Origin of the sequence: Dactylosporangium sp. NPDC048998 (assembly GCF_043197855.1) — a bacterium.
Lineage (GTDB): Bacteria > Actinomycetota > Actinomycetes > Mycobacteriales > Micromonosporaceae > Dactylosporangium.
The window spans coordinates 100,118-121,371 of sequence record NZ_JBICTV010000010.1 but is presented as its reverse complement, the minus strand read 5'-3'; the positions used below and the strand labels follow the sequence as shown (position 1 = coordinate 121,371).

At 71.6% G+C, this 21,254-nt stretch carries 13 protein-coding genes; 7 read left to right on the top strand and 6 right to left on the bottom strand.

What is annotated here, in order from left to right; all coding sequences use genetic code 11:
- Nucleotides 1-7: 7 nt before the first annotated feature.
- A complete protein-coding gene (locus ACGFI8_RS23790) occupies nucleotides 8-1,402 on the bottom strand; it encodes an acyl-CoA synthetase (protein WP_392808003.1) in 1,395 nt (464 codons plus the stop codon).
- A 192-nt stretch (nucleotides 1,403-1,594) separates the two neighbouring features.
- Between ACGFI8_RS23790 and chvE the strand changes: the two genes are divergently transcribed.
- The 3 genes from chvE to mmsB are packed head-to-tail and all read left to right on the top strand — an operon-like array spanning nucleotide 1,595 to nucleotide 5,556.
- Nucleotides 1,595-2,722, top strand: coding sequence for a multiple monosaccharide ABC transporter substrate-binding protein (chvE, locus tag ACGFI8_RS23785; RefSeq protein ID WP_392808002.1), 1,128 nt, complete (start codon nucleotides 1,595-1,597; stop codon nucleotides 2,720-2,722).
- Nucleotides 2,723-2,777: 55 nt separating this feature from the next.
- Nucleotides 2,778-4,307 (top strand): multiple monosaccharide ABC transporter ATP-binding protein, encoded by a 1,530-nt coding sequence (gene mmsA / locus ACGFI8_RS23780; protein WP_392807999.1) that lies wholly within the window; start codon nucleotides 2,778-2,780, stop codon nucleotides 4,305-4,307.
- A gap of 25 nt (nucleotides 4,308-4,332) precedes the next feature.
- On the top strand, nucleotides 4,333-5,556 hold the full coding sequence (gene mmsB / locus ACGFI8_RS23775; RefSeq protein ID WP_392807997.1) for a multiple monosaccharide ABC transporter permease: 1,224 nt from the start codon (nucleotides 4,333-4,335) through the stop codon (nucleotides 5,554-5,556).
- A 117-nt stretch (nucleotides 5,557-5,673) separates the two neighbouring features.
- Here the strand turns inward: mmsB and ACGFI8_RS23770 are convergent, their stop codons facing one another.
- The 3 genes from ACGFI8_RS23770 to ACGFI8_RS23760 form a co-directional block, all read right to left on the bottom strand.
- The gene (locus tag ACGFI8_RS23770) at nucleotides 5,674-6,477 is read right to left on the bottom strand and encodes an alpha/beta hydrolase family protein (protein WP_392807995.1); all 804 of its coding nucleotides are present in this window, start codon (nucleotides 6,475-6,477) and stop codon (nucleotides 5,674-5,676) included.
- A gap of 61 nt (nucleotides 6,478-6,538) precedes the next feature.
- Nucleotides 6,539-7,828: a HAMP domain-containing protein gene (locus ACGFI8_RS23765; protein ID WP_392807994.1), complete on the bottom strand. Its 1,290-nt coding sequence runs from the start codon at nucleotides 7,826-7,828 to the stop codon at nucleotides 6,539-6,541.
- Nucleotides 7,825-8,532 carry a response regulator transcription factor gene (locus ACGFI8_RS23760; RefSeq protein ID WP_392807993.1) on the bottom strand — a complete coding sequence of 236 codons (708 nt, stop codon included), beginning with the start codon at nucleotides 8,530-8,532 and terminating at the stop codon, nucleotides 7,825-7,827. The genes ACGFI8_RS23765 and ACGFI8_RS23760 overlap by 4 nt, the downstream gene beginning before the upstream one ends.
- A gap of 62 nt (nucleotides 8,533-8,594) precedes the next feature.
- On the opposite strand from ACGFI8_RS23760, the gene ACGFI8_RS23755 reads away from it, so the two are divergent.
- The 4 genes from ACGFI8_RS23755 (at nucleotide 8,595) to ACGFI8_RS23740 (ending at nucleotide 17,478) form a co-directional block, all read left to right on the top strand.
- Complete coding sequence (locus ACGFI8_RS23755) at nucleotides 8,595-9,203, top strand: hypothetical protein (RefSeq protein WP_392807991.1); 609 nt, start codon at nucleotides 8,595-8,597, stop codon at nucleotides 9,201-9,203.
- 125 nt (nucleotides 9,204-9,328) lie between these two features.
- Nucleotides 9,329-10,051: a hypothetical protein gene (locus tag ACGFI8_RS23750; protein WP_392807989.1), complete on the top strand. Its 723-nt coding sequence runs from the start codon at nucleotides 9,329-9,331 to the stop codon at nucleotides 10,049-10,051.
- 94 nt (nucleotides 10,052-10,145) lie between these two features.
- Nucleotides 10,146-11,795: a cellulase family glycosylhydrolase gene (locus ACGFI8_RS23745; protein ID WP_392807987.1), complete on the top strand. Its 1,650-nt coding sequence runs from the start codon at nucleotides 10,146-10,148 to the stop codon at nucleotides 11,793-11,795.
- A gap of 223 nt (nucleotides 11,796-12,018) precedes the next feature.
- Nucleotides 12,019-17,478: a biotin carboxylase N-terminal domain-containing protein gene (locus tag ACGFI8_RS23740; protein ID WP_392807985.1), complete on the top strand. Its 5,460-nt coding sequence runs from the start codon at nucleotides 12,019-12,021 to the stop codon at nucleotides 17,476-17,478.
- 60 nt (nucleotides 17,479-17,538) lie between these two features.
- Here ACGFI8_RS23740 and ACGFI8_RS23735 read toward each other — a convergent pair whose 3' ends face one another.
- Both ACGFI8_RS23735 and ACGFI8_RS23730 read right to left on the bottom strand, forming a co-directional pair.
- Nucleotides 17,539-19,671, bottom strand: a complete 2,133-nt coding sequence (locus ACGFI8_RS23735) for a cellulose binding domain-containing protein (RefSeq protein WP_392808305.1) — start codon at nucleotides 19,669-19,671, stop codon at nucleotides 17,539-17,541.
- A gap of 184 nt (nucleotides 19,672-19,855) precedes the next feature.
- Complete coding sequence (locus ACGFI8_RS23730; protein ID WP_392807983.1) at nucleotides 19,856-21,142, bottom strand: ThuA domain-containing protein; 1,287 nt, start codon at nucleotides 21,140-21,142, stop codon at nucleotides 19,856-19,858.
- Nucleotides 21,143-21,254: the final 112 nt, after the last annotated feature.

Sequence of the window (21,254 nt, the reverse complement as noted above, 5' to 3'; positions counted from 1 at the left end):
GTCTGCCCTACAGCGTAGGACCTGCCAGCCGCTTCTTCTGCACCTTGCCCATGGCGTTGCGTGGCAGGACGTCCACGAAGTGTACGACACGTGGCCGTTTGTGGACCGACAGGTGTGTTGCCACGAACTCGATGAGGTCGCGCTCGCCGACCGTTGCGCCGGCGGTCACGACGTAGGCCGTCACCGCCTCGCCGAGGTCCGCGTGCGGGACGCCGACGACCGCGGCCTCGCGTACGGCCGGGTGCGCGAGCAGGGCGTCCTCGACCTCGCCGGCGCCGATGCGGTATCCGCCGCACTTGATGAGGTCGGTGGAGGCCCGCCCGACGATGCGGTGCCAGCCGTCGGGGTCGATGCGGGCTAGGTCGCCGGTGCGAAACCAGCCTTCGGGCGTGCGGGCCGCCGATTCGGGCTGTCCGCGGTACCGCCGCAGCAGCATCGGGCCGTCGACCCACAGCTCGCCGATGGTCTCGCCGTCGCGGGGCGCCTCGGCGCCGTCCTCGCCGACGAGCCGGGTGCGCACGCCGGCGACCGGCACGCCGACCTGGCCGGGGCGGCGCTCGCCGTCGGCGCGGCTGCTGACGGTGATGAGGGTTTCGGTCATGCCGTAACGCTCGACCGGGCGGTGGCCGGTGAGGGCGAAGAGCCGCTCGAAGACCGGCGCGGGCAGCGGGGCGCTTCCGGAGACCAGCAGCCGGGCCGGGCGCAGGGCGCGGGCGGCGGCGGGTTCGGCGCATACGCGCGACCACACGGTCGGCACGCCGAAGTAGAGGGTGCCGCCGGCGGCCGCGTACGCGGCCGGGTGCGGGCGGCCGGTGTGCGTCAGCGCCGAGCCGTGCCGCAGCGCGCCGAGCACGCCGAGGATCAGGCCGTGCACGTGGAACAGCGGCAGGCCGTGGACGAGCCGGTCCTCGGGGGTCCAGGCCCACGCCTCGGCGAGCGCGTCCAGCCCGGCCTCCACGGCGGCGTGGGTCAGCTCGACGCCCTTCGGGGCTCCCGTCGTACCGCTGGTGTACATGACGAGCGCGACGGCGTCCCCGGGCGGCGCCGGGTATCCGGCCGACGAGCCCGACGAGCCCCTGTTCACGTCGACCGGCACCGGGGCGGCGAACGGCCCGGTGCGGTTGCCCAGCGTCACCTCGGCGCCGGAGTCGCGCAGGATGTGCTCGCGCTCGGCCGGGCCGGCGTCGGCCGGCACGGGCACCACCGCGGCCCCGGCGAGCAGCGCGCCGGTCACCGCCACGACGGTCTCCAGCGTCGGGGTGGCATCGACCGCGACCGTGGCGGCGCCGTGGACGTCGTCCGCGACCGCCGTGGCGGCGTTGAGTAACCGCTCGGCCGACAGCACGCGACCGGCGACGGACACGGTGGGTGCATGGGCGTGCAGTCCCTTGAGCAGGCGCATGGGCCCAATCGTCACACGCGCGCGGAGCGTGCAGAACGGCCAGATCACGATCTATCCGCTCGTCTTGACACCCGTCTTTGTGAGCGTTAACACTGTGGCGGCAACGCCCCGGCAACAAATTCGAAATCGCGTCGGTGGCAGCGTTCACATGCGCCGCCGGCCGATCGCTGCGCGCTGCCCTGAGGGAGAAGCATGAAGTTCACACGTATCGCCGCGACGGCGGTGGGCCTCGCGGTCGCCTTCAGCATGACCGCCTGCGGATCGAGCGAGAAGACCGCCGACAAGGAGGCCAACGCGCCCGCCGGCGCCGGCTCCCTGATCGGGGTCACGATGCCGACCAAGTCGTCGGAGCGCTGGATCGCCGACGGCAACAACGTCAAGGCCGCCCTGGAGAAGCTCGGTTACAAGGTCGACCTGCAGTACGCCGAGAACGACATCCCGACGCAGGTCAACCAGATCGAGAACCAGATCACCAAGGGCGCCAAGGTCCTCATCATCGCCTCGATCGACGGCACCGCCATCACCACCCAGCTGCAGGAGGCGGCCGACAAGCACATCCCGGTCATCGCCTACGACCGCCTGATCCGTAACTCGCCGAACGTCGACTACTACGCCACGTTCGACAACTACAAGGTCGGCGTGCAACAGGCGACCTCGCTGCTGGTCGGCCTGGGCCTGAAGAAGGAGGACGGCTCGGACGGCACCGCGACCGGACCGTTCAACATCGAGCTGTTCGCCGGTTCGCCCGACGACAACAACGCCACGTTCTTCTTCAACGGCGCCATGGACACCCTCAAGCCGTACATCGACAAGGGCACGCTCGTGGTCAAGAGCGGCCAGACCGACTTCAAGACGGTGGCGATCCTGCGCTGGGACCCGGCGACGGCCCAGAAGCGCATGGAGGACATCATCACGAAGACGTACAACGGCGGCACCAAGGTGCAGGGCGTGCTGTCCCCGTACGACGGGCTCTCCATCGGCATCCTGTCCGCGCTGAAGAGCAGCGGCTACGGCACCGCCGGCCAACCGTACCCGATCGTGACCGGCCAGGACGCCGAGGTCGCCTCGGTGAAGTCGATCATCGCCGGCGAGCAGTACGCGACGATCTACAAGGACACCCGCAAGCTCGCCGACGTCACCGTCAAGATGACCGACGCCGTGCTCAAGGGCGGCAAGCCCGAGGTCAACAACAGCAAGGACTACGACAACGGTAAGAAGGTCGTGCCGTCCTACCTCCTCGAGCCGGTTGTGGTGTACAAGTCCAACTACAAGACCGTACTGATCGACTCCGGTTACTACACCGAGGACCAGCTCAAGTAAGGGTGATCCGCCGGGGGCCCCGCGGCCCCCGGCGGGGCGTCGAGGAGAGAACGGCATGACGGACGCGCTCCTGCAGATGCGGGGCATCACCAAGACGTTTCCGGGCGTCACCGCCCTGGACGACGTCAACCTCACCGTGCGCCGCGGCGAGATCCACGCCATCTGCGGAGAGAACGGCGCCGGCAAGTCGACCCTGATGAAGGTCCTCTCGGGGGTGTACGGGCACGGGACGTACACCGGGGAAATCCTCTTCGACGGGCAACCCTGCCACTTCAGCGGCATCCGCGACTCCGAGCGGCGCGGGATCGTCATCATTCACCAGGAGCTGGCGCTCATCCCCCACCTGTCGATCGCGGAGAACATCTTCCTGGGCAACGAGCGCGTGCAGCGCGGCCTGATCGACTGGAACCGCACCAACGCCGACGCGGCCGCGCTGCTGGACCGGGTCGGGCTGCGCGAAAACCCGGTCACCCCGGCGATGGACATCGGCGTCGGCAAGCAGCAGCTCGTCGAGATCGCCAAGGCGCTGTCGAAGGAGGTGCGCCTGCTCATCCTCGACGAGCCCACCGCGGCGCTCAACGACGAGGACTCCGCGCACCTGCTCGACCTGCTGCGCGGCCTGCGCGACCAGGGCATCACCTGCGTGATCATCTCGCACAAGCTCAACGAGATCGAGGCGATCGCCGACTCCACCACGATCCTGCGCGACGGGCGCACGATCGAGACGCTCGACATGCGCTCGGGCACGGTCAGCGAGGACCGGATCATCGCCGGGATGGTCGGCCGCGACCTCGAGCACCGGTTCCCGCCGCACACCCCGAACATCGGCGCGGAGGTGCTGCGCATCGAGGACTGGACCGTGCACTCGCCGACGCAGCACGGGCGCGAGGTCGTCTCCGGCGCGTCGCTGACGCTGCGGGCCGGCGAGATCGTGGGGCTGGCCGGGCTCATGGGCGCCGGGCGCACGGAGCTGGCGATGAGCGTCTTCGGGCGCAGCTACGGCGTGGGGATCACCGGCCAGGTCTACAAGAACGGCAAGCCGATCAGCCTGCGCACGGTCGAGGAGGCCATCGCCAACGGCATCGCCTACGCGACCGAGGACCGCAAACGCTACGGGCTCAACCTCATCGAGGACATCCAGCGCAACGTCTCCGGCGCGGCGCTGGGCAAGCTCGCGGTCCGCGGCTGGGTCGACGACAACCGCGAGTACCAGGTCGCCGAGAACTTCCGCGGCAGCCTCAACATCAAGGCGCCGGGCGTCGGCACCGTCACCGGCACGCTCAGCGGCGGCAACCAGCAGAAGGTCGTACTGGCGAAATGGATCTTCACGGACCCCGACGTGCTGATCCTCGACGAGCCGACCCGCGGCATCGACGTCGGCGCCAAGTACGAGATCTACTCGATCATCAACCAGCTCGCCGAACAGGGAAAGGCGATCCTCGTCATCTCCTCCGAGCTGCCCGAACTGCTCGGCATCTGTGACCGGATCTACGCCCTGTCCGCCGGCCGCATCACCGGCTCGGTCGAGCGCGCCGAGTTCTCCCCGGAGCGGCTGATGCACCTCATGACCCGGATCACGGAATAACAGGATTCATAGGAGTACCCCGTCCATGACCACTGTGGTTGAGCCCGCGGTCGAGCCGACCGTCACGCCACCGACGCGGTTCTCGGTGAACCTGCGCCAGAGCGGCATCTACATCGCGTTCGCGGCGATCGTGGTGCTGTTCGAGATCCTGACCCAGGGCTCGCTGCTCGAGCCGCAGAACATCTCGAACATCGTCGTGCAGAACTCGTACATCCTGATCCTCGCGATCGGGATGATCCTGATCATCATCGCCGGGCACATCGACCTGTCCGCCGGCTCGGTCGTCGCCGTCACCGGCGCCCTCGCCGCCGTGCTCATGGTCGACGCGCACGTGCCCTGGCCGCTGGCGATCCTGGTGACGCTGGTCGCCGGCGCGCTGATCGGGGCCTGGCAGGGATTCTGGATCGCGTACTTCGGGATCCCGGCCTTCATCGTGACCCTGGCCGGCATGCTCGTCTTCCGGGCGCTCACCATGACGGTGCTGGGCAACCAGGGCATCGGCCCCTTCCCGGACGACGTGCGCACCCTGGCCAACGGCTTCACGCCCGGCTTCCTCAACAACGTCGGCCTCGGCCCGCTGGGCGGCGCGGACCTCTTCACGCTGCTGGTCGGCATCGCGGCGGTCGCCGGCATCGTCGTGGTGCAGTGGCGCGCCCGCCGCGGGCGCATCGGCTACGGCCAGCAGGTCGACTCGATGCCGGTGTTCGTGGCCAAGCTGGCCGGCGCCTCGCTGGTGCTGATGTACATCATCGTGCAGCTGGCCCGGTTCAAGAACCTGCCGTGGGTGCTCGTGCTGCTGGCGGCGCTCGTGCTGACGTACACCCTCGTCTCGCAGCGCACCGTGTTCGGCCGGCACATCTACGCGGTCGGCGGCAACCTGCAGGCGGCGAGCCTGTCGGGCGTGAAGGTCAAGCAGGTCACCTTCTGGATCTTCGTCAACATGGGCCTGCTGGCCTCGATCGCCGGCATCATCTTCGCCGGCCGGCTCAACCAGGCCGGCCCGACCGCCGGCAACGCCTTCGAGCTCGACGCGATCGCGGCGGCGTTCATCGGCGGCGCGGCGGTGCAGGGCGGCGTGGGCAAGGTGGTCGGCGCCATCACCGGCGGCCTCATCATGGCCGTCATCAACAACGGCATGTCCCTGATCGGCTCCCCGCCGGAGCGCGTGATGCTGGTCAAGGGCCTGGTCCTGCTGGCCGCGGTGGCCTTCGACGTATGGGCGAAGCGCCGCGCCGGCCGCTCCCGCTGAGGTTCCGGCTTTCCTCGGGTGTCCGGTGGGAGAAAGGGGGTGGGCCGCCTTCGGGGCGTCGGCGGCCCACCCCGCCCGGACGGCCTTGAGGAGCGGGGATCGGGTCCACGGCCGGGGTCACGCGGCCGGCGGGGCGTTCTTGCTCAGGAAGTCGTCGATGGCTTTGGTGAACCGATCCTGGTCGCTGCCGGTGAGCAGGTAGGTGCCGTGCTCGGTGGCGGTCGGGCCGACGACGACCCGGCGGTCGACGGCCGCGGGGGTGGCGTCGTACAGCTCCTGTGCCTGCTCGCCGTACGGTGAGTCGAGGGCGCCGGCGCAGTACAGGACCGGGAACGTGACCTTACGGGCGGCGCCGAGGGCGTCGACACCGCGGAACGTGGCCGGGGCGGACAGCGTGACGACCGCCTTCGGCCGCGGGTCGAGCTCCTGCGCCGCGGCGAGCGCGGCCGTGCCGCCCTTCGAGGCGCCCATCAGCACCAGGTCGGTGACGCCCTGGGTGCGCAGCCAGCGGGCGGCGGTGAGCATGTCCAGGTCGACCGTGCCGGTGCCGGTGTGCGGCTGGGAGTCGCCCTCGCCGGCGAAGTCGAAGGCCAGCACGCGATACCCCTTCCCGGCGAGCGTCTTGCCGAAGGGCAGCCATTCGCACACCGAGCCGGTGTTGTGATGGCCCAGCACGACGCCCGGGCCTTTCCCGTCCGGGTTCATCAGGATGCCGCGCAGCACCGTGCCGTCCTTGGCGTCGGCGAAGCTGACCTGGCGGCCGGCGTCCTTCGACTCGTCGGGGCACGCGCTGCCGGCGTGCGGCGCCGGCGAGGCGGCCGGCGACGATCCGGACGAGCCGGACGGGCCGGACGAGCCGCAGGCGGCGAGGGCTGTGCCGAGGACCGTGACGAGGGCGAGCACGGGGGCGAGGCGACGCATGCCGACGAGGATAGGCGCCGCCGGGATTTCGCGTGTACCCGTTGTGCGGCCGCGGCGACGCTCAGCGCACGATCCGGGCGGACGGGTCGAGCTCGATCGCGATCCGCGCGCCCCGCAGCGAGCCGCGCTCGATGACCAGCCGGCCGCCGGTGGCCTCGGCGACCCGGCGGACGATGTCCAGCCCCAGGCCGGTGGAGCCGGCGCCGCTGGAGCCGCGGCGCAGCGCCCGGTCGGGATCGGCGATGCCCGGCCCGGCGTCGTCGACGACGAGCCCGCGCGCGGAGACGTGCACCTCGAACGCGGTGCCCTCGGCGGTGTGCTGGAAGACGTTGCCGAGCAGGCAGTCCACGGCCGAGACCAGGTCGGACTCGGCGACGGGCACATACACGGGCTCGTGCCCGCCGGTGACCCGCCACGGCCGGTTCTGGTCCTCGGCGAGCACGGACCAGAACGCCAGCCGGTCGGCGACGACCTCGACCAGGTCGGTGGTCTCCGGCCGGCGGTCCGCGGCGGAGCGGCGCGCGGCGGTGATGATCTGCTCGATCTCGTCGTCGAGGGCGTCGAACGCCTGGCGCATCCGCTCGCCGATCGGGCCGGGCGGCATGGCGTCGGCGTCCAGGCGCAGTGCGGTGAGCGGGGTGCGCAGCCGGTGCGACAGGTCCGCGGCCAGCTCGCGCTCGGCGTCGGCGAACGCGACCATCTGCTCGGCCATGCGGTTGAAGCTGCGGGCGGCGTCGCGCAGCTCCGGCGGGCCGTCGGGCTCGACCCGGGCGTGCAGGTCGCCGTCGCCGAACGCGCGGGCGCCGTCGGCGAGCTTGCGGGTGGCCCGCACGATCTGCGCGCCGAGCCGGTCGGCGACCAGGATGGAGCCGGCGACGAGGACCACGGCGAGGCCGGCGAGCGCGAGCCAGGCCGCGTCGACGCCCCGGCTCAGGTCGGCGTCGGAGACGTACACCTCCACGACGGCGGTCCGGTCGCCGTCCAGCACCACGGTCTGCAGGTAGGCGACGCCGCCGGGCGCGTCGGCCGTCAGCGAGCGCCGCTGGCGGGCCGCCCGGTCGACGTCGGACGGCAGGGCGTGGCTCGTGCCGACCGTCGGTTCCCCCACCAGGTGTACCGCGAGCCGCCCCGACTGCCCGGCCGGCACGGTCGCCACGGCGAGGTCGAGGGACCCGGAGCCGTTGCCGGGCGCCGAGGCGAGCGCGGCGACCATCGCGTCGGCCTGGTATCGCGCCTCGGCCAGGGCCCGGTCGTGCGCGATCTGCTTGGTGACGTACGCCAGCGGCACGAGGAACGCCAGGGCGATCATCGAGGTGATCGCGAACGACAGGCGCATGAGTGCGCTTCTCATGCTTGCGCCTGATCCGGGTCGACGAGCATCACCCCGACCCCTCGGAACGTGCGCAGATATCGCGGCGCGGTGGCGCTCTCGCCCAGCTTGCGCCGCAGCCACGACACGTGCACGTCGATCGTCTGGTCCTCGCCGGACCTGTCCGGGCGCTGCCACACCTCGGTGAGCAGCTCCCGGCGGCTGACCACGCGGCCGGCCCGCTGGGCGAGATACGCCAGCAGGTCGAACTCCTTCTTCGTCAGCTGCAGCGGCCGGCCGTTGATGGACGCCGAGCGCTGCTGCGGGTTGACGTGCAGCGCACCGACCGTCACCCCGGCCGGCGGGGCGGCCGGCCCCGGCGTGCCCTGGCCGCGGCGCAGCACCGCGTTGATCCGCGCCGACATCTGGGCGCTGGAGAACGGCTTGGTGACGTAGTCGTCGGCGCCGGCGTCGAGGAGCCGGATGATGTCGCGCTCCGAGCGGCGCGCGGTCGCCACGATGACCGGCGCGTTGGAGATGCCGCGCAGCATGCGCAGCACGTCGAGGCCGTCCATGTCGGGCAGGCCCAGGTCGAGGATGACCAGGTCCGGCGGGTCGGTGGCGATGACCCGCAGCGCCGATCCGGCGTTGCCGACCGGGCGCACCACGTGCCCGGCGTCGGTCAGCGCCCGGGACAGGGCACCGGAGACGGCGACGTCGTCCTCGACAAGCAGGATGAGCGGCATGGCAACACGCTATCGCCACCTTGCCGGACCCTTTGTCCGGACCCGCGTGAGAGGATCCGTCGATGCGGGTTAGGCGAGGCGCAGTGCCGGTGCTGCTGTGGTGCCTGGCCACGGCCGCGAGCATCGGCGTGGCGTCGCTGGCGTTGCGGCCCGTGCTGCGCACCGCCGTGCCCCAGGACATGATGCCGGCCGCGACCGACGAGGAGCGCGGCAACCGGGCGGTCGTCACGCAGACCCTGCCGGCGCAGGCGACCGGCTCCCCGCGGCCCGAGCCGACGATCCTGTCCGACCCCAGCTCCGCGTTCACGCCGCCGACGAGCGCCCCGCCGGCCCACGCCGGCGCATCGGCACCGGGCGGACAGAAGCCCACCACCGCCGCCCCGGCCCGGATGGTCGACGGCTGGACGGTCACGACCGGCACGGACGGCGTCGACGTGTACCTCAGGTCGTTTCGCTCCGACGGCGGCGACGCCGTGATCCGCATCCGGGCCGGCGTCGTCTCGGTCGTCACGGCAACGCCCCGCGACGGCTTCTCGGTGTCGCAGTCGCAGACCGAACCCAGCCGGCTCGTCGTGCAGTTCGTCTCGTCGTCGGGCGGCGCGGCGTACCTCGTCGACTGCATGTGGTGGCAGAACGCGCCGCACGGCCAGGTGACCCGGATCGGCTCCTGACGCTACCGCGCCGGTTCACCCTTATCTCCAGGTTAAAAGAGATATTCGTGGGCGTCGAAAAACATCGGGACAACTTCATGCGCAGCTAATAGCACCCGTCCCGGGCTCGGCCCTACGGTCGGATCGTGAGCAGCGCGACCCCCGGTGGCGAGCAGCACATCAACGGCTCGAGCGTGGCGCTGTCGCCCGCTCCGGCGGGCGACGGGACGACGAGCGCACCGCCCGCGGCGCCGGACGAGGCCCCGCCGGCGCCGGACGACGACCCGGCGCGCCGGGACGCGTGGCGGCGGGTGCTCGCCGTCGCCGTCGTGCTCGTCGCCGCGTTGACGGTGGTGGTGCTGTGGGCGCGGCCCGCGCACGAGCCGGTGGCGCCGCCGCTGGAGCCGCCCAGCGGCGTGCCGGACGTGGTCGGGGTGCTCAACCCGACCGACCTCGCGTTCCTGCAGCTCATGATCTCGCTCGACAACAGCGCGCTGCCGCTGTTCGAGCTGGCCAAGGACGTGCCGGCGCTGCAGGGCGCGGCGGTGAGCGGGGCCGACGGGCACCGGGCCGAGCTCGTGACGCTGCGGGCCGCGCTCGCCGGCGGGGGCGGGATCGAGAACCCCACCGAGCACGCCGGGCACGACCTGCCGGGGATGGTGCTGGACGCGGACCTCGCGGCCGTCCGCGACGCGCCCGCCGACCAGCGCGCGGCGAAGGCGGTCGCGGTGCTGCGCGAGCACCTCACCGGGACCGTCGCGCTGGCCACGTCCGAGGGCAAGGCCGGCGCCGACCCGGCGACGAAGGCCGCCGCGGCGCAGGTCCTCGACGCGCACAGCAAGCTCCTGGCGTCGCTGCCGGCGGTGTAAGTTTCCCCGGCTGTACCGCGCTGAGCTGGGCGAACGTGGGACGTGCCCGGGCGCTGGCTGCGCGGTAGCGCATCCGGCTCCTATGAAAGCTCCCATGAGGAGACTCTGGGCCGCCGTCGCGGCCAGCAGCATGGCTCTCGTCGGCGCCGCCGTCGTCATCGGGCTGAACAGCCAGGCGTCGGCGGCCGTCGGCGGCACGGGAACCGGGTACCTGAGCACCCAGGGCGCGCAGCTCGTGGACGCCACCGGCACCAAGGTGCGGCTGACCGGCCTCAACTGGTTCGGCATGGAGACTGACAACAAGACCTTCCACGGCCTGTGGGCCCGGCCGTGGAAGGACCACATCGACCAGATGGCGAGCCTCGGGTACAACACGATCCGGGTGCCGTACTCCGACGACGCGCTCAAGCCGGGCGCGCAGGCCAACAGCGTCGACGGGTACAGCAACCCCGACCTGCAGGGCCTGACGCCGTTGCAGATCCTGGACAAGGTCATCGACTACGCCGGCAGCAAGGGCATGCGCATCCTGCTCGACCGGCACCGCCCGACCTCCGCCGGGCAGAGCGCCCTGTGGTACGTCTCGGCCACGCCCGAGGCGACCTGGATCAGCAACTGGCAGATGCTCGCCAAGCGCTATGCCAACAACCCCACCGTCATCGGCGCCGACCTGCACAACGAGCCGCACGCCGACGGTACTGACCCGAACGGCACCGGCGCCTGCTGGGGCTGCGGCGACGTGAACCGCGACTGGCGCCTGGCCGCCGAGCGGGCCGGCAACGCGATCCTCGACGCCAACCCGAACTGGCTCATCGTCGTCGAGGGCGTCAGCTGCCCGAGCGGCGGCAACGCCAACGTGTGGAACGGCCAGCCGACCGAGCCGTGCGGCTGGTGGGGCGGCAACCTGTCCAAGGCCGGCCAGTACCCGGTGCGCCTGAACAAGCCCAACAAGCTGGTGTACTCCGCGCATGAGTACGCCAACTCGGTGTTCCACCAGGCGTGGTTCGACGACCCGACCTTCCCGAACAACCTGCCCGGCATCTGGGACCAGTTCTGGGGCTACCTGCAGAAGCAGAACATCGCCCCGGTGCTCGTCGGCGAGTTCGGCAGCACGCTGCAGAACCCGCAGGACGTGGTGTGGCTGCAGAAGCTCATGCAGTACATGGGAACCGGCGTTACGGGCATGAACTTCACCTACTGGTCATGGAACCCTAACTCGGGCGATACGGGCGGTATCGTCGGCGACGACTGGAAGACGGTCAACCAGCAGAAGCAGTCGATCCTGCAGCCGTACCTCATCCCGCCGGTCGGCGGCGGCACCGGCCCCACGGGCTCGGCGTCCGCGTCCCCGTCCAAGTCGGCGTCCGCGTCGGCGTCCACCTCGCCGTCGCCGTCCCGGTCGGCGTCCTCGTCGCCGTCGGCCCCGCCGCCCACGGGCGGCTGCACCGCCACGGTCGTGATCGACAACGCCTGGTCCGGCGGCTTCCAGGCCAGCGTCACGGTGAAGAACACCGGCTCCACGACGATCAACCCGTGGACCGTCACCTGGACCGTCCCGTCCGGCGTCGCGCTGACCAACGGCTGGAACGCCACGGTCACCCAGTCCGGCACGACGTTCACCGCGCAGGCCCCGAGCTGGGCCACGTCCCTGGCGCCGGGCGCCTCGGCGACGATCGGCTTCACCGCCAACGGCCCGTCGAGCCCCGCCCCCTCGGGCGTCAAGCTCAACGGCTCGACCTGCGCATAAGGGGGAATCGGCCCGGGGAGGGATTCGGCGCCTCCCCGGGCCGTGCTCACCCGGGCTCACCGGAACCCGCCGGTCCGGCATGTGGGATTTGGCGGGTGTCCACAACTTTCGCCCGTTGCAGGTGGCGAGTCCGGTGGTTTCTCTACCCGACGGTAGGGGGAATGGTTGTCGGACGGGTACCCCTGCCCCGAGGTGGTTCCCGCACCTTTGGGAGGCTTACTCGGTGTTCAGCCGCATCGCCATCGTCAACCGGGGAGAAGCCGCCATGCGGCTGATCCACGCCGTCCGCGAGCTCAACGCCGTGACCGGGGCACCGCCGATCGAGACCATCGCCCTCTACACGGACGCCGAGCGCACCGCCACCTTCGTCCGCGAGGCCGACGACAGCTACTGCCTCGGGCCCGCGTCGGCGCGCCCCTACCTCGACCACGGCGTCCTGGAACGTGCGCTGGTCGAGACGCGCGCGGACGCCGCCTGGGTGGGCTGGGGCTTCGTCGCCGAGGACCCCGCCTTCGCCGAGCGCTGTGACAAGATCGGCGTCACCTTCATCGGCCCGAGCGCCGACGCCATGCGCAAGCTCGGCGACAAGATCGGCGCGAAGCTGATCGCCGAGGAGGTCGGCGTCCCGGTGGCGCCGTGGAGCCGCGGCGCGGTCGAGAGCCTGGAGGCGGCCACGCGCGCGGCCGCCGAGATCGGCTACCCGCTGATGCTCAAGGCGACCGCCGGCGGCGGCGGCCGGGGCATCCGGGTCGTTCGCAGCGACGAGGAGCTGGCCGACGCCTATGAGCGCACGAGCCTGGAGGCCAAGCGCGCGTTCGGCAGCGGCATCGTGTTCCTGGAGCGCCTGGTCACCGGCGCGCGCCACGTCGAGGTGCAGGTCATCGCCGACGGCCAGGGCACCGCGTGGGCGCTGGGCGTGCGCGACTGCTCGGTCCAGCGGCGCAACCAGAAGGTCATCGAGGAGTCCGCGTCCCCCGTGCTCGCCCCCGAGCAGGCCCGGGAGCTGAAGGCGGCGGCCGAGCGGCTCGCGCTGGCCGTGGACTACCGCGGCGCGGGCACCGTCGAGTTCCTCTACCACCCGGGCGAGCGGCTGTTCGCCTTCCTCGAGGTCAACACCCGGCTGCAGGTCGAGCACCCGATCACCGAGGCCACGACCGACTTCGACCTGGTCAAGGCCCAGATCCACGTGGCCGCCGGCGGCCGGCTCGGCGACCTGGTCCCGGCCGAGGCCGGGCACGCCGTCGAGGCCCGGCTCAACGCCGAGGACCCCGACCGCGACTTCGCCCCGGCGCCCGGCCGGATCGTCCGGCTGGCGCTGCCCAGCGGCCCCGGCATCCGGGTCGACACCGGGGTGAGCGAGGGCGACGTGATCCCGGCCGACTTCGACTCGATGATCGCCAAGATCATCGCGTATGGCCGCACCCGCGACGAGGCGCTCGGCCGGCTGCGCCGCGCGGTCGCCGAGACCACGGTGATCATTGAGGGCGGCGCCACCAACAAGAGCTTCCTGCTCGACCTGCTCGACCAGCCCGAGGTGATCGACGCCAGCGCGGACACCGGCTGGATCGACCGGGTCCGCGCGGAGGGCCGCCTGGTGTCCACCAAGCACTCCGGCGTCGCGCTGGCCGCGGCCGCGATCGAGGCGTACGAGGACGAGGCGCTCGTCGAGCGGCAGCGGCTGCTGTCCACCGCGCACGGCGGCCGCCCGCAGGTGCAGCACGAGAGCGGCCGGCCGATCGACCTCAAGCTGCGCGGGGCGGGCTACCGGGTGACCGTCGCGCAGACGGGGCCGCACCGGTTCCGTGTCGGCGTCGGCGAGGCGTCCACCGTCGACGCCGAGCTCGAGCGGTTCGACGAGCACACCGGCCGGATCCTGGTCAACGGCCGGCGGCACCGGCTCGTCACCCACACCCACGGGCCGGTACACCTGGTCGAGGTGGACGGCATCACGCACCGCGTCGGCCGCGACGAGGGCGGCGTGCTGCGCTCGCCCGCGCCCGCGCTGGTCGTCGCGACCCCGCTCGTGGCCGGCGACGAGGTCGAGGCGGGCGCGCCCGTGCTCGTCCTGGAGAGCATGAAGATGGAGACCGTGCTGCGCGCGCCGTTCAAGGCGAGGCTGCGCGAGTGCCTGGTCTCCGTCGGCAGCCAGGTGGAGACCGGCGCGCCGCTGCTGCGCCTGGAGCCGATCGGCGACGAGGCCGCGACGGCCGGCGCTGGTTCGGCCGCCGCCGAGGCCGTCGACCTCGAACTGCCGCCCGAGCCGGCCGGCCTGTCCGCCGAGGCCCGGATGGCACGCGGCATCGCCGACCTGCGCAGCCTGCTGCTCGGCTACGATCTTGACCCCCGCGACGAGCGCCGGGCGCTGTCGAAATACCTGGCCGCGCGGGCCGAGCTCAGGCGCCGCCCGATCGAGCAGGAGGTCGAGCTGCTGCGGGTGTTCGCCGACCTGGCCGAGCTGAGCCGCAACCGGCCGGCCGGCGAGGAGGGCAGGGCCGACAACCGGGTGCACAGCCCGCGGGAGTACTTCCACACCTACCTGCAGAGCCTCGACGTCGAGCGCGCCGGGCTGTCCGACACCTTCCGCAGCCGGCTGGCCCGGGTGCTCACCCACTACGGCATCGACGACTTCGAGCGCACGCCCGCGCTGGAAGAGGCCGTGTTCCGGATCTTCCTGGCCCAGCAGCGCACCTCGGCCGACGTCTCGGTGATCGTCACGTTCCTGCAGCAGTGGCTGACCGAGCCGCTGCCCGACGACGGGCTGCGCGAGCTGGTCGGCCAGGCGCTGGAGCACCTCATCTCCGCCACCCAGCTGCGGTTCCCGGTCGTCGGCGACCTGGCCCGCAGCATCGTGTTCCGCTGGGCCGGCCAGCCGATGCTGCGCCGCAAGCGCGCCGAGGTGTACGCGGGCGTCCGCGGCCACCTGCGCCACCTCGACGAAAACCCGGCGGCGCCCGACCGCGCCGAGCGGATCGCGCACATGGTCGCCTCGCCCGAGCCGCTCGTGCGGCTGCTCGGCCAGCGCATCGGCGCGCCGAGCGCCGACCACGGCCCGATGCTCGAGGTGCTCAGCCGCCGCTACTACGGCAACCGCGGCGCGCTCGACGCGCGCTGCGTCGAGGTCGCGGGGCGCTCGTTCTTCACCGCCGAGTACGACCGCGACGGCGAGCGCTTCCGGGTTGTCGCCGCGGCCACGGACTTCGCCGACCTGCCCGCGACCCTGCAGCAGGTCGCCGGGCTGGCCGGAGCGGACTCCGTCGCCGACGTGTACCTCACCTGGCGCGAGCAGCCCGACCCGGACGCGATGGCCGCGACCCTGCGGGAGATCATCGAGCGCGCCGGGCTGCTGGACGTGCTCCAGCGCGTGACGATGTCGGTCGCCGGGCGCACCGGCTCGGCCATGCACCACCACTTCACCTTCCGGCCGGGCCTGGGTGAGGACCGGGTGATCCGCGGGCTGCACCCGCTGATCGCCCAGCGCCTGCAGCTGCCGCGGCTACGCAACTTCGACCTGACCCGGCTGCCGTCCGCGGACGAGGAGGTCTTCCTCTTCCACTGCGTCGCCCCGGACAACCCGGCCGACGAGCGGCTGGCGGCGATGGCCCAGGTCCGCGACCTCACGCCGCTGCGCGACTCCGACGGCCGGATCATCGCGCTGCCCGCGCTCGAGGGCGCCCTGGACGCGTGCCTCGACGCGATCCGCAAGGTCCAGGCGGGCCGGCCCGCGAAGAAGCGGTTCGACACCAACCGGATCACCCTGTACGTCTGGCCGCCGACCGAGCTGACCATCGAGGAGCTGAGCCTCGTCGTCCATCGCGTGGTGCCGATCACGGCCGGCGCGGGCCTGGAGGAGGTCCTGTTCCTGCACCGCCGGCGCGACGAGGCCACCGGCGAGGTGACCGACATGGCGGTCCAGATCTCCTACGACGCCGGCATCCAGGTGTCCGTCACCGCGCCGACCGCCGAGCCGGTCCAGCCGCTGGACGACTACCGGCAGAAGGTGCTCTCGGCCCGCCGGCGCGGCACGACGTACCCGTACGAGCTCACCGAGATGCTCGCCGGGCCCGAGGGCAGCTTCGTCGAGCACGACCTGAACGACATCGGCGCGCTGGTCCCGGTCGAGCGGCCGAGGGGGCACAACAAGGCGGGCATCGTCGCCGGCGTGGTGAGCACGCCGACCGAGCGCTACCCCGAGGGCGTCACCCGGGTGGTACTGCTCGGCGACCCGACCAAGTCGCTGGGCGCCCTGGCCGAGGCGGAGTGCGCGCGCGTCATCGCCGCGCTCGACCTGGCCGAGCGGATGCGCGTGCCGCTCGACTGGTTCGCGCTGTCGGCGGGCGCCCGGATCTCCATGAGCTCCGGCACCGAGAACATGGACTGGGTGGCCGCCGCGCTCAAGCGGATCGTCGAGTTCACCCAGGCCGGCGGCGAGATCAACATCGTGGTCGCCGGGATCACCGTCGGCGCCCAGCCGTACTGGAACGCCGAGGCCACGATGCTCATGCACACCAAGGGCATCCTGGTGATGACCCCGGACTCCGCCATGGTGCTGACCGGCAAGCAGTCGCTGGACTTCTCCGGCGGCGTGTCGGCCGAGGACAACTTCGGCATCGGCGGCTACGACCGGGTGATGGGCCCGAATGGCCAGGCCCAGTACTGGGCGCCCGACCTGTGGGCCGCCCGCAACGTGCTCATGGCGCACTACGACCACACCTACATCGCCCCCGGCGAGCCCCGGCCGCGCCGGGCGGACACGTCCGACCCGCTCGACCGCGACATCTCCGGCTACCCGCACGCGGTGCCCGACAGCGACTTCACCACCGTCGGCGAGATCTTCTCCCGCGAGAGCAACCCCGACCGCAAGAAGGCGTTCGACATCCGCACGCTGATGCGGGCCCTGGCCGACCAGGACCACGCCGTCCTGGAGCGCTGGGCGGGCATGGCCGACGCCGAGACCGCGGTCGTGCAGGACGTGCACCTCGGCGGCATCCCGGTGTGCCTGCTCGGCATCGAGTCCCGGTCCGTGCCGCGGCGCGGCTTCCCGCCCACCGACGGCCCGGACACCTACACCGCGGGCACCCTGTTCCCGCGCTCGTCCAAGAAGGCCGCCCGGGCGATCAACGCGGCCAGCGGGAACCGCCCCCTGGTCGTGCTGGCCAACCTGTCCGGCTTCGACGGCTCGCCCGAGTCGATGCGCCTGCTGCAGCTGGAGTACGGCGCGGAGATCGGCCGGGCGATCGTCAACTTCGAGGGCCCGATCGTGTTCTGCGTGATCTCGCGCTACCACGGCGGCGCGTTCGTGGTGTTCTCCAAGGCGCTCAACCCCAACATGACCGTGCTCGCCGTGGAGGGCTCGTTCGCCTCCGTCATCGGCGGCGCGCCCGCCGCCGCCGTGGTCTTCTCCGGCGACGTCGACGCCCGCACGGCGAAGGACCCAAGGGTGGCCGGGCTGGAGGCGCGGGTGGCCGCGGCGACCGGTGGCGAGCGGGCGGCGCTGGTCGGGCAGCTCATGGAGGTCCGGGCCACGGTCCGGGCGGAGAAGCTGGGCGAGGTGGCCGCCGAGTTCGACGGCGTGCACAGCATCCAGCGCGCGGTCGAGGTCGGCTCCGTGGACGCGATCATCCGCCCCGAGGCGCTGCGCCCGCAGATCATCGCGGCCGTCGAGCGCGGCCTCGCCGCCTCGTAGCCGCCGCCCGGCCGGGCACCCCGACGTTCGCGTTCGTCGGGGTGCCCGGGTGGACGCCGGTCAGCGCACGTAGATGACGGGCTGCTTCGGGGCGGCCATGCCGCTGCCGATGAAGTACGACGGGTGCGGCGGCTGGTTGTACGCCGTGTTCTGCCACGCGATCGCCTCGCGGTACTGGCAGTCGTGCATCAGCGTGTACAGCTTGGTCGTCGTCGGCGTCGTGGTGCTGTAGATGCGCAGCGCGGTGTTGTCCGTGGTGGGCCAGATGACCTCCTCGCGCCAGTCGCCGAAGAGGTCGGCCGACAGCGACGGGGTCGACTTCGTGCCGTTGTTGGAGTGCACGCCGGAGGCGGTGAGCAGGCGGGTGTCGCCGTTCGGGCCGTACTTGTCGATGTGCGTGCCGTCGAGCAGTTCCCGGGTGGTGTCGGCGTCCCACCAGATCACGAAGTTCGTCGAGCCGGGCTTGCGGGAGGCCACCACGTTGCCGTGCGTGTCGCGCAGGCCGTCCGCCGCGGCCGACCACGACTCGGCGCCCGGGCTGCCCGCCCAGATGTCGTCGGAGACGCCGCGGCCGTTGTCGCCGTTGGGCGGGGTCGTCCACAGCACCTGGCCGGTGCGGGCATCGGCCATCCACGACGACGGCTTGGTGCCGTCCTCGTCGACCTTGAACACCTCCAGGCCGGGGCGGGCCGGGTCGAGGTCGCCGACGTGCAGCGCGTCGCCGTGGCCGTTGCCGGTGTTCCACAGCCGGGTGCCGTTGTCGTCGATGGCCATCGCGCCGTACACGATCTCGTCGCGGCCGTCGGCGTCGACGTCGGCGATCGCGAGCTGGTGGTCGCCCTGCCCGGCGTAGGAGGAGTTCCCGGAGGCGTCGCTGTCGAACGTCCAGCGCTTCGTCAGCGCCCCGCTGCGGAAGTCCCACGCGGCGATGACGGTGCGGGTGTAGTACCCCCGGGCCATGATCAGGGAGGGGCGCTTGCCGTCGAGGTAGGCCGTGCCCGCCAGGAACCGGTCGACGCGGTTGCCGTAGCTGTCGCCCCAGCTGGAGACGGTACCGCGGGGCGGGTCGTAGTTCACCGTGGACATCGCGGCGCCGGTCTGGCCGTTGAACATGGTGAGGTACTCGGGGCCGGACAGGATGTAGCCGGAGGAGTTGCGGTAGTCGGCGTTCGCGTCGCCGATGACCTTGCCGGTGCCGTCGCGGGTGCCGTCGGCGGTCTTCATCGCGACCTCGGCCTTGCCGTCGCCGTCGTAGTCGTACACCTGGAACTGCGTGTAGTGCGCGCCGGCCCGGATGTTGCGCCCCAGATCGATGCGCCACAGCCGCTGGCCGTTGAGCCGGTACGCGTCGACGTACACGTTGCTGGTGACACCCGACTGCGAGTTGTCCTTGGAGTCCGACGGGTCCCACTTGAGGACGATCTCGTACTGCCCGTCGCCGTCCAGGTCGCCCACCGACGCGTCGTTGGCGCTGTAGATGGCGCCGGGTGACTGGATCGGCACGTCGAGGTACTCGCCGCCGGTGAAGCGCAGGGAGGCCGGCGAGGCCGCCTGCTCGACCCCGCCGACGACGGCGCGGACCGTGTACGAGGCGTCGGCGGCCGCGCCCGCGTCGTGGTAGTTCGTCGAGTTCGTCACCGTGGCCACTCGGGTGCTCCCGCGGTACACGTTGAAGGAGGTCTCGAAGGCCTCCGTGCCCAGCAGCCGCCAGGAGACCAGGTTGCCGCTGCCCGACCGGACCGAGATCAGGCCCCGGTCCAGCTTCTCCATCTGGCGGCCGGTCTCGCCCTGCGGCGGCGGGGACGATGGCGGCGGTGAGGATGGCGGCGGCGAGGACGACGCCGGGGGAGTGGTCGGCGCGGTACCGTTGCACGCCACGCCGTTGAGGGCGAACGCGGCCGGGACCGGGTTCGCCGACGTGAACGATCCGTTGAAGCCGAACGACACCGTGGCGCCGGTGGCGATCGCCGCGTTGTAGCCCGCGTCGGCCGCCCACACCGCCGTGCCGCTCTGCGTCACGGTCGCGCTCCACGCCTGCGTCACCGCCTGGCCGCTCGCGAAGGTCCAGGTCAGCGCCCAGCCGTTGATCGGGTCGCCGAGGTTGGTGACGTCGACGTTCGCGCCGAAACCGCCCTGCCACTGGTTGGTCACCGTGTACGTGACCCGGCATCCGGCGGCCGCCGCGGCGGCCATGTGCACCGCGTACGTGGCGCCGACGCCGCCGGCCAGGATTGCCGCCGAGGCGGCCACCGCTTTTCGCACGATCCGCTCCTCATCCGCAGGGGCCTGTTGCGGCCGGACCGTAGACCCGCGGCAAGGGTTTCGAAAGTCATCGATCCCGAGACCGCAGGTCGCGGTCCCGGGATCGATGAAACTTTCAGGAAAGCGCTTGTACCAGGCGGAACGACTGGGCGCCGGTGCCGTTGCAGGCGTACTGCACGAGCTGCACACCGTCCGAAGTGGACGCACCCGGGGTGTCGAGGCACTTGCCGCTGGCCAGGCTGACGAAGTGGTAGTAGCCGTTGCCCTCGGAGACCGGCTGCCACTGCTGGTTGGTGCCGCCACCGTACGCCCATAGCTGGATCGGCGCATTGTCCGAAGTGGACTTGTTCGTCACGTCGAGCGACTGGGCCGGGTTGCCGCGGTTGTCGATGCGCACATACCCGTTGCTCGTGGGCTGGAAGCGGTACTGCTGCGCGTTCGTGCTGTTGCAGGTGTACTGCTGGATCGCCGTGCCGTTGGCCGTGCCGGCCGCGCGGGCGTCGACGCACTTGGCGCTGTTCTTGTTGACCACCGAGTACCACGCCGACGGCGAGATCGGCCCGCTGGACGTGGGCGGGGCGGAGGACGGCGGCGTCGAGGACTCTCCGGCCAGCCAGAGGATGCCCTGGATGATCCAGCGATTCTGGTTGGCGCTGTCGAACGTCGAGGAGGTGCGCGTGTTGGTGGTGTAGTTCATGCCGTTGTGGCCGAAGTTGGCGTACAGCATCCGGTAGTTGCGGTTGGTCCACAGGATCGGGTAGTAGCCGCCGTACCAGGACTGGTTCGGGTCGGTGCCGACCGGGAAGCTGCTGGGATCGACCGACGCCAGGATGTCGATGTTCGGGTTCTGCCGCAGGTCGTTGCTCCACGAGTACCACTCGGAGACCGCCGACTGGAAGGTCGCGGGCAGCCCGGCCATGGACGGGTGATTGCGGTCCTCGACCTTGTACGTGATCCGGGTCGGGCCCCACGTGTTGGTCTGGAAGGCGCCCGAGCCGAGGAACGTGTTGTAGTACCAGCTCCAGGAGCCCGGGTCGGTGGTGAACGCGCTGACGTGGAAGCCCATGAACGCGCCGCCGCTCTGCATGTACTGCTGGAACGCGGCGCGCTGCGCGGCCGGCGGCGCGTCGTCGAGGAACATGATCACCTTGTACTGCGCGAGGCTGCCGGCGTTGAGCCGGCTCCAGTCCGTCGTGGCCTCCCACGTGAAGCCGTTCTGGGCCCCCTGCTGGGGGAACCAGTCCCTGGCCTCTTTGTCGAAGTCGATGTGGGCGGCGTCCCAGGTGCCGTTGTAGAACGCGAGCACCTTGAACGGGGTGGCGGCGAGGGCGGGCCGGATCGCGAGGCCCACCCCCAACGCCGTCAACAGGGCAAGCGCTGCCAGCGCCAGCTTTCTGCGCACGGTTGGGGTCCTTCGGGTGTAGGCGGGAGGGATGGGCGGATCCGCTCTGTCGAATCATCGGCCATCGATGAGGTCCCGCACAAGGTAAAGAACCCTAATAGTTAAAGTAAGT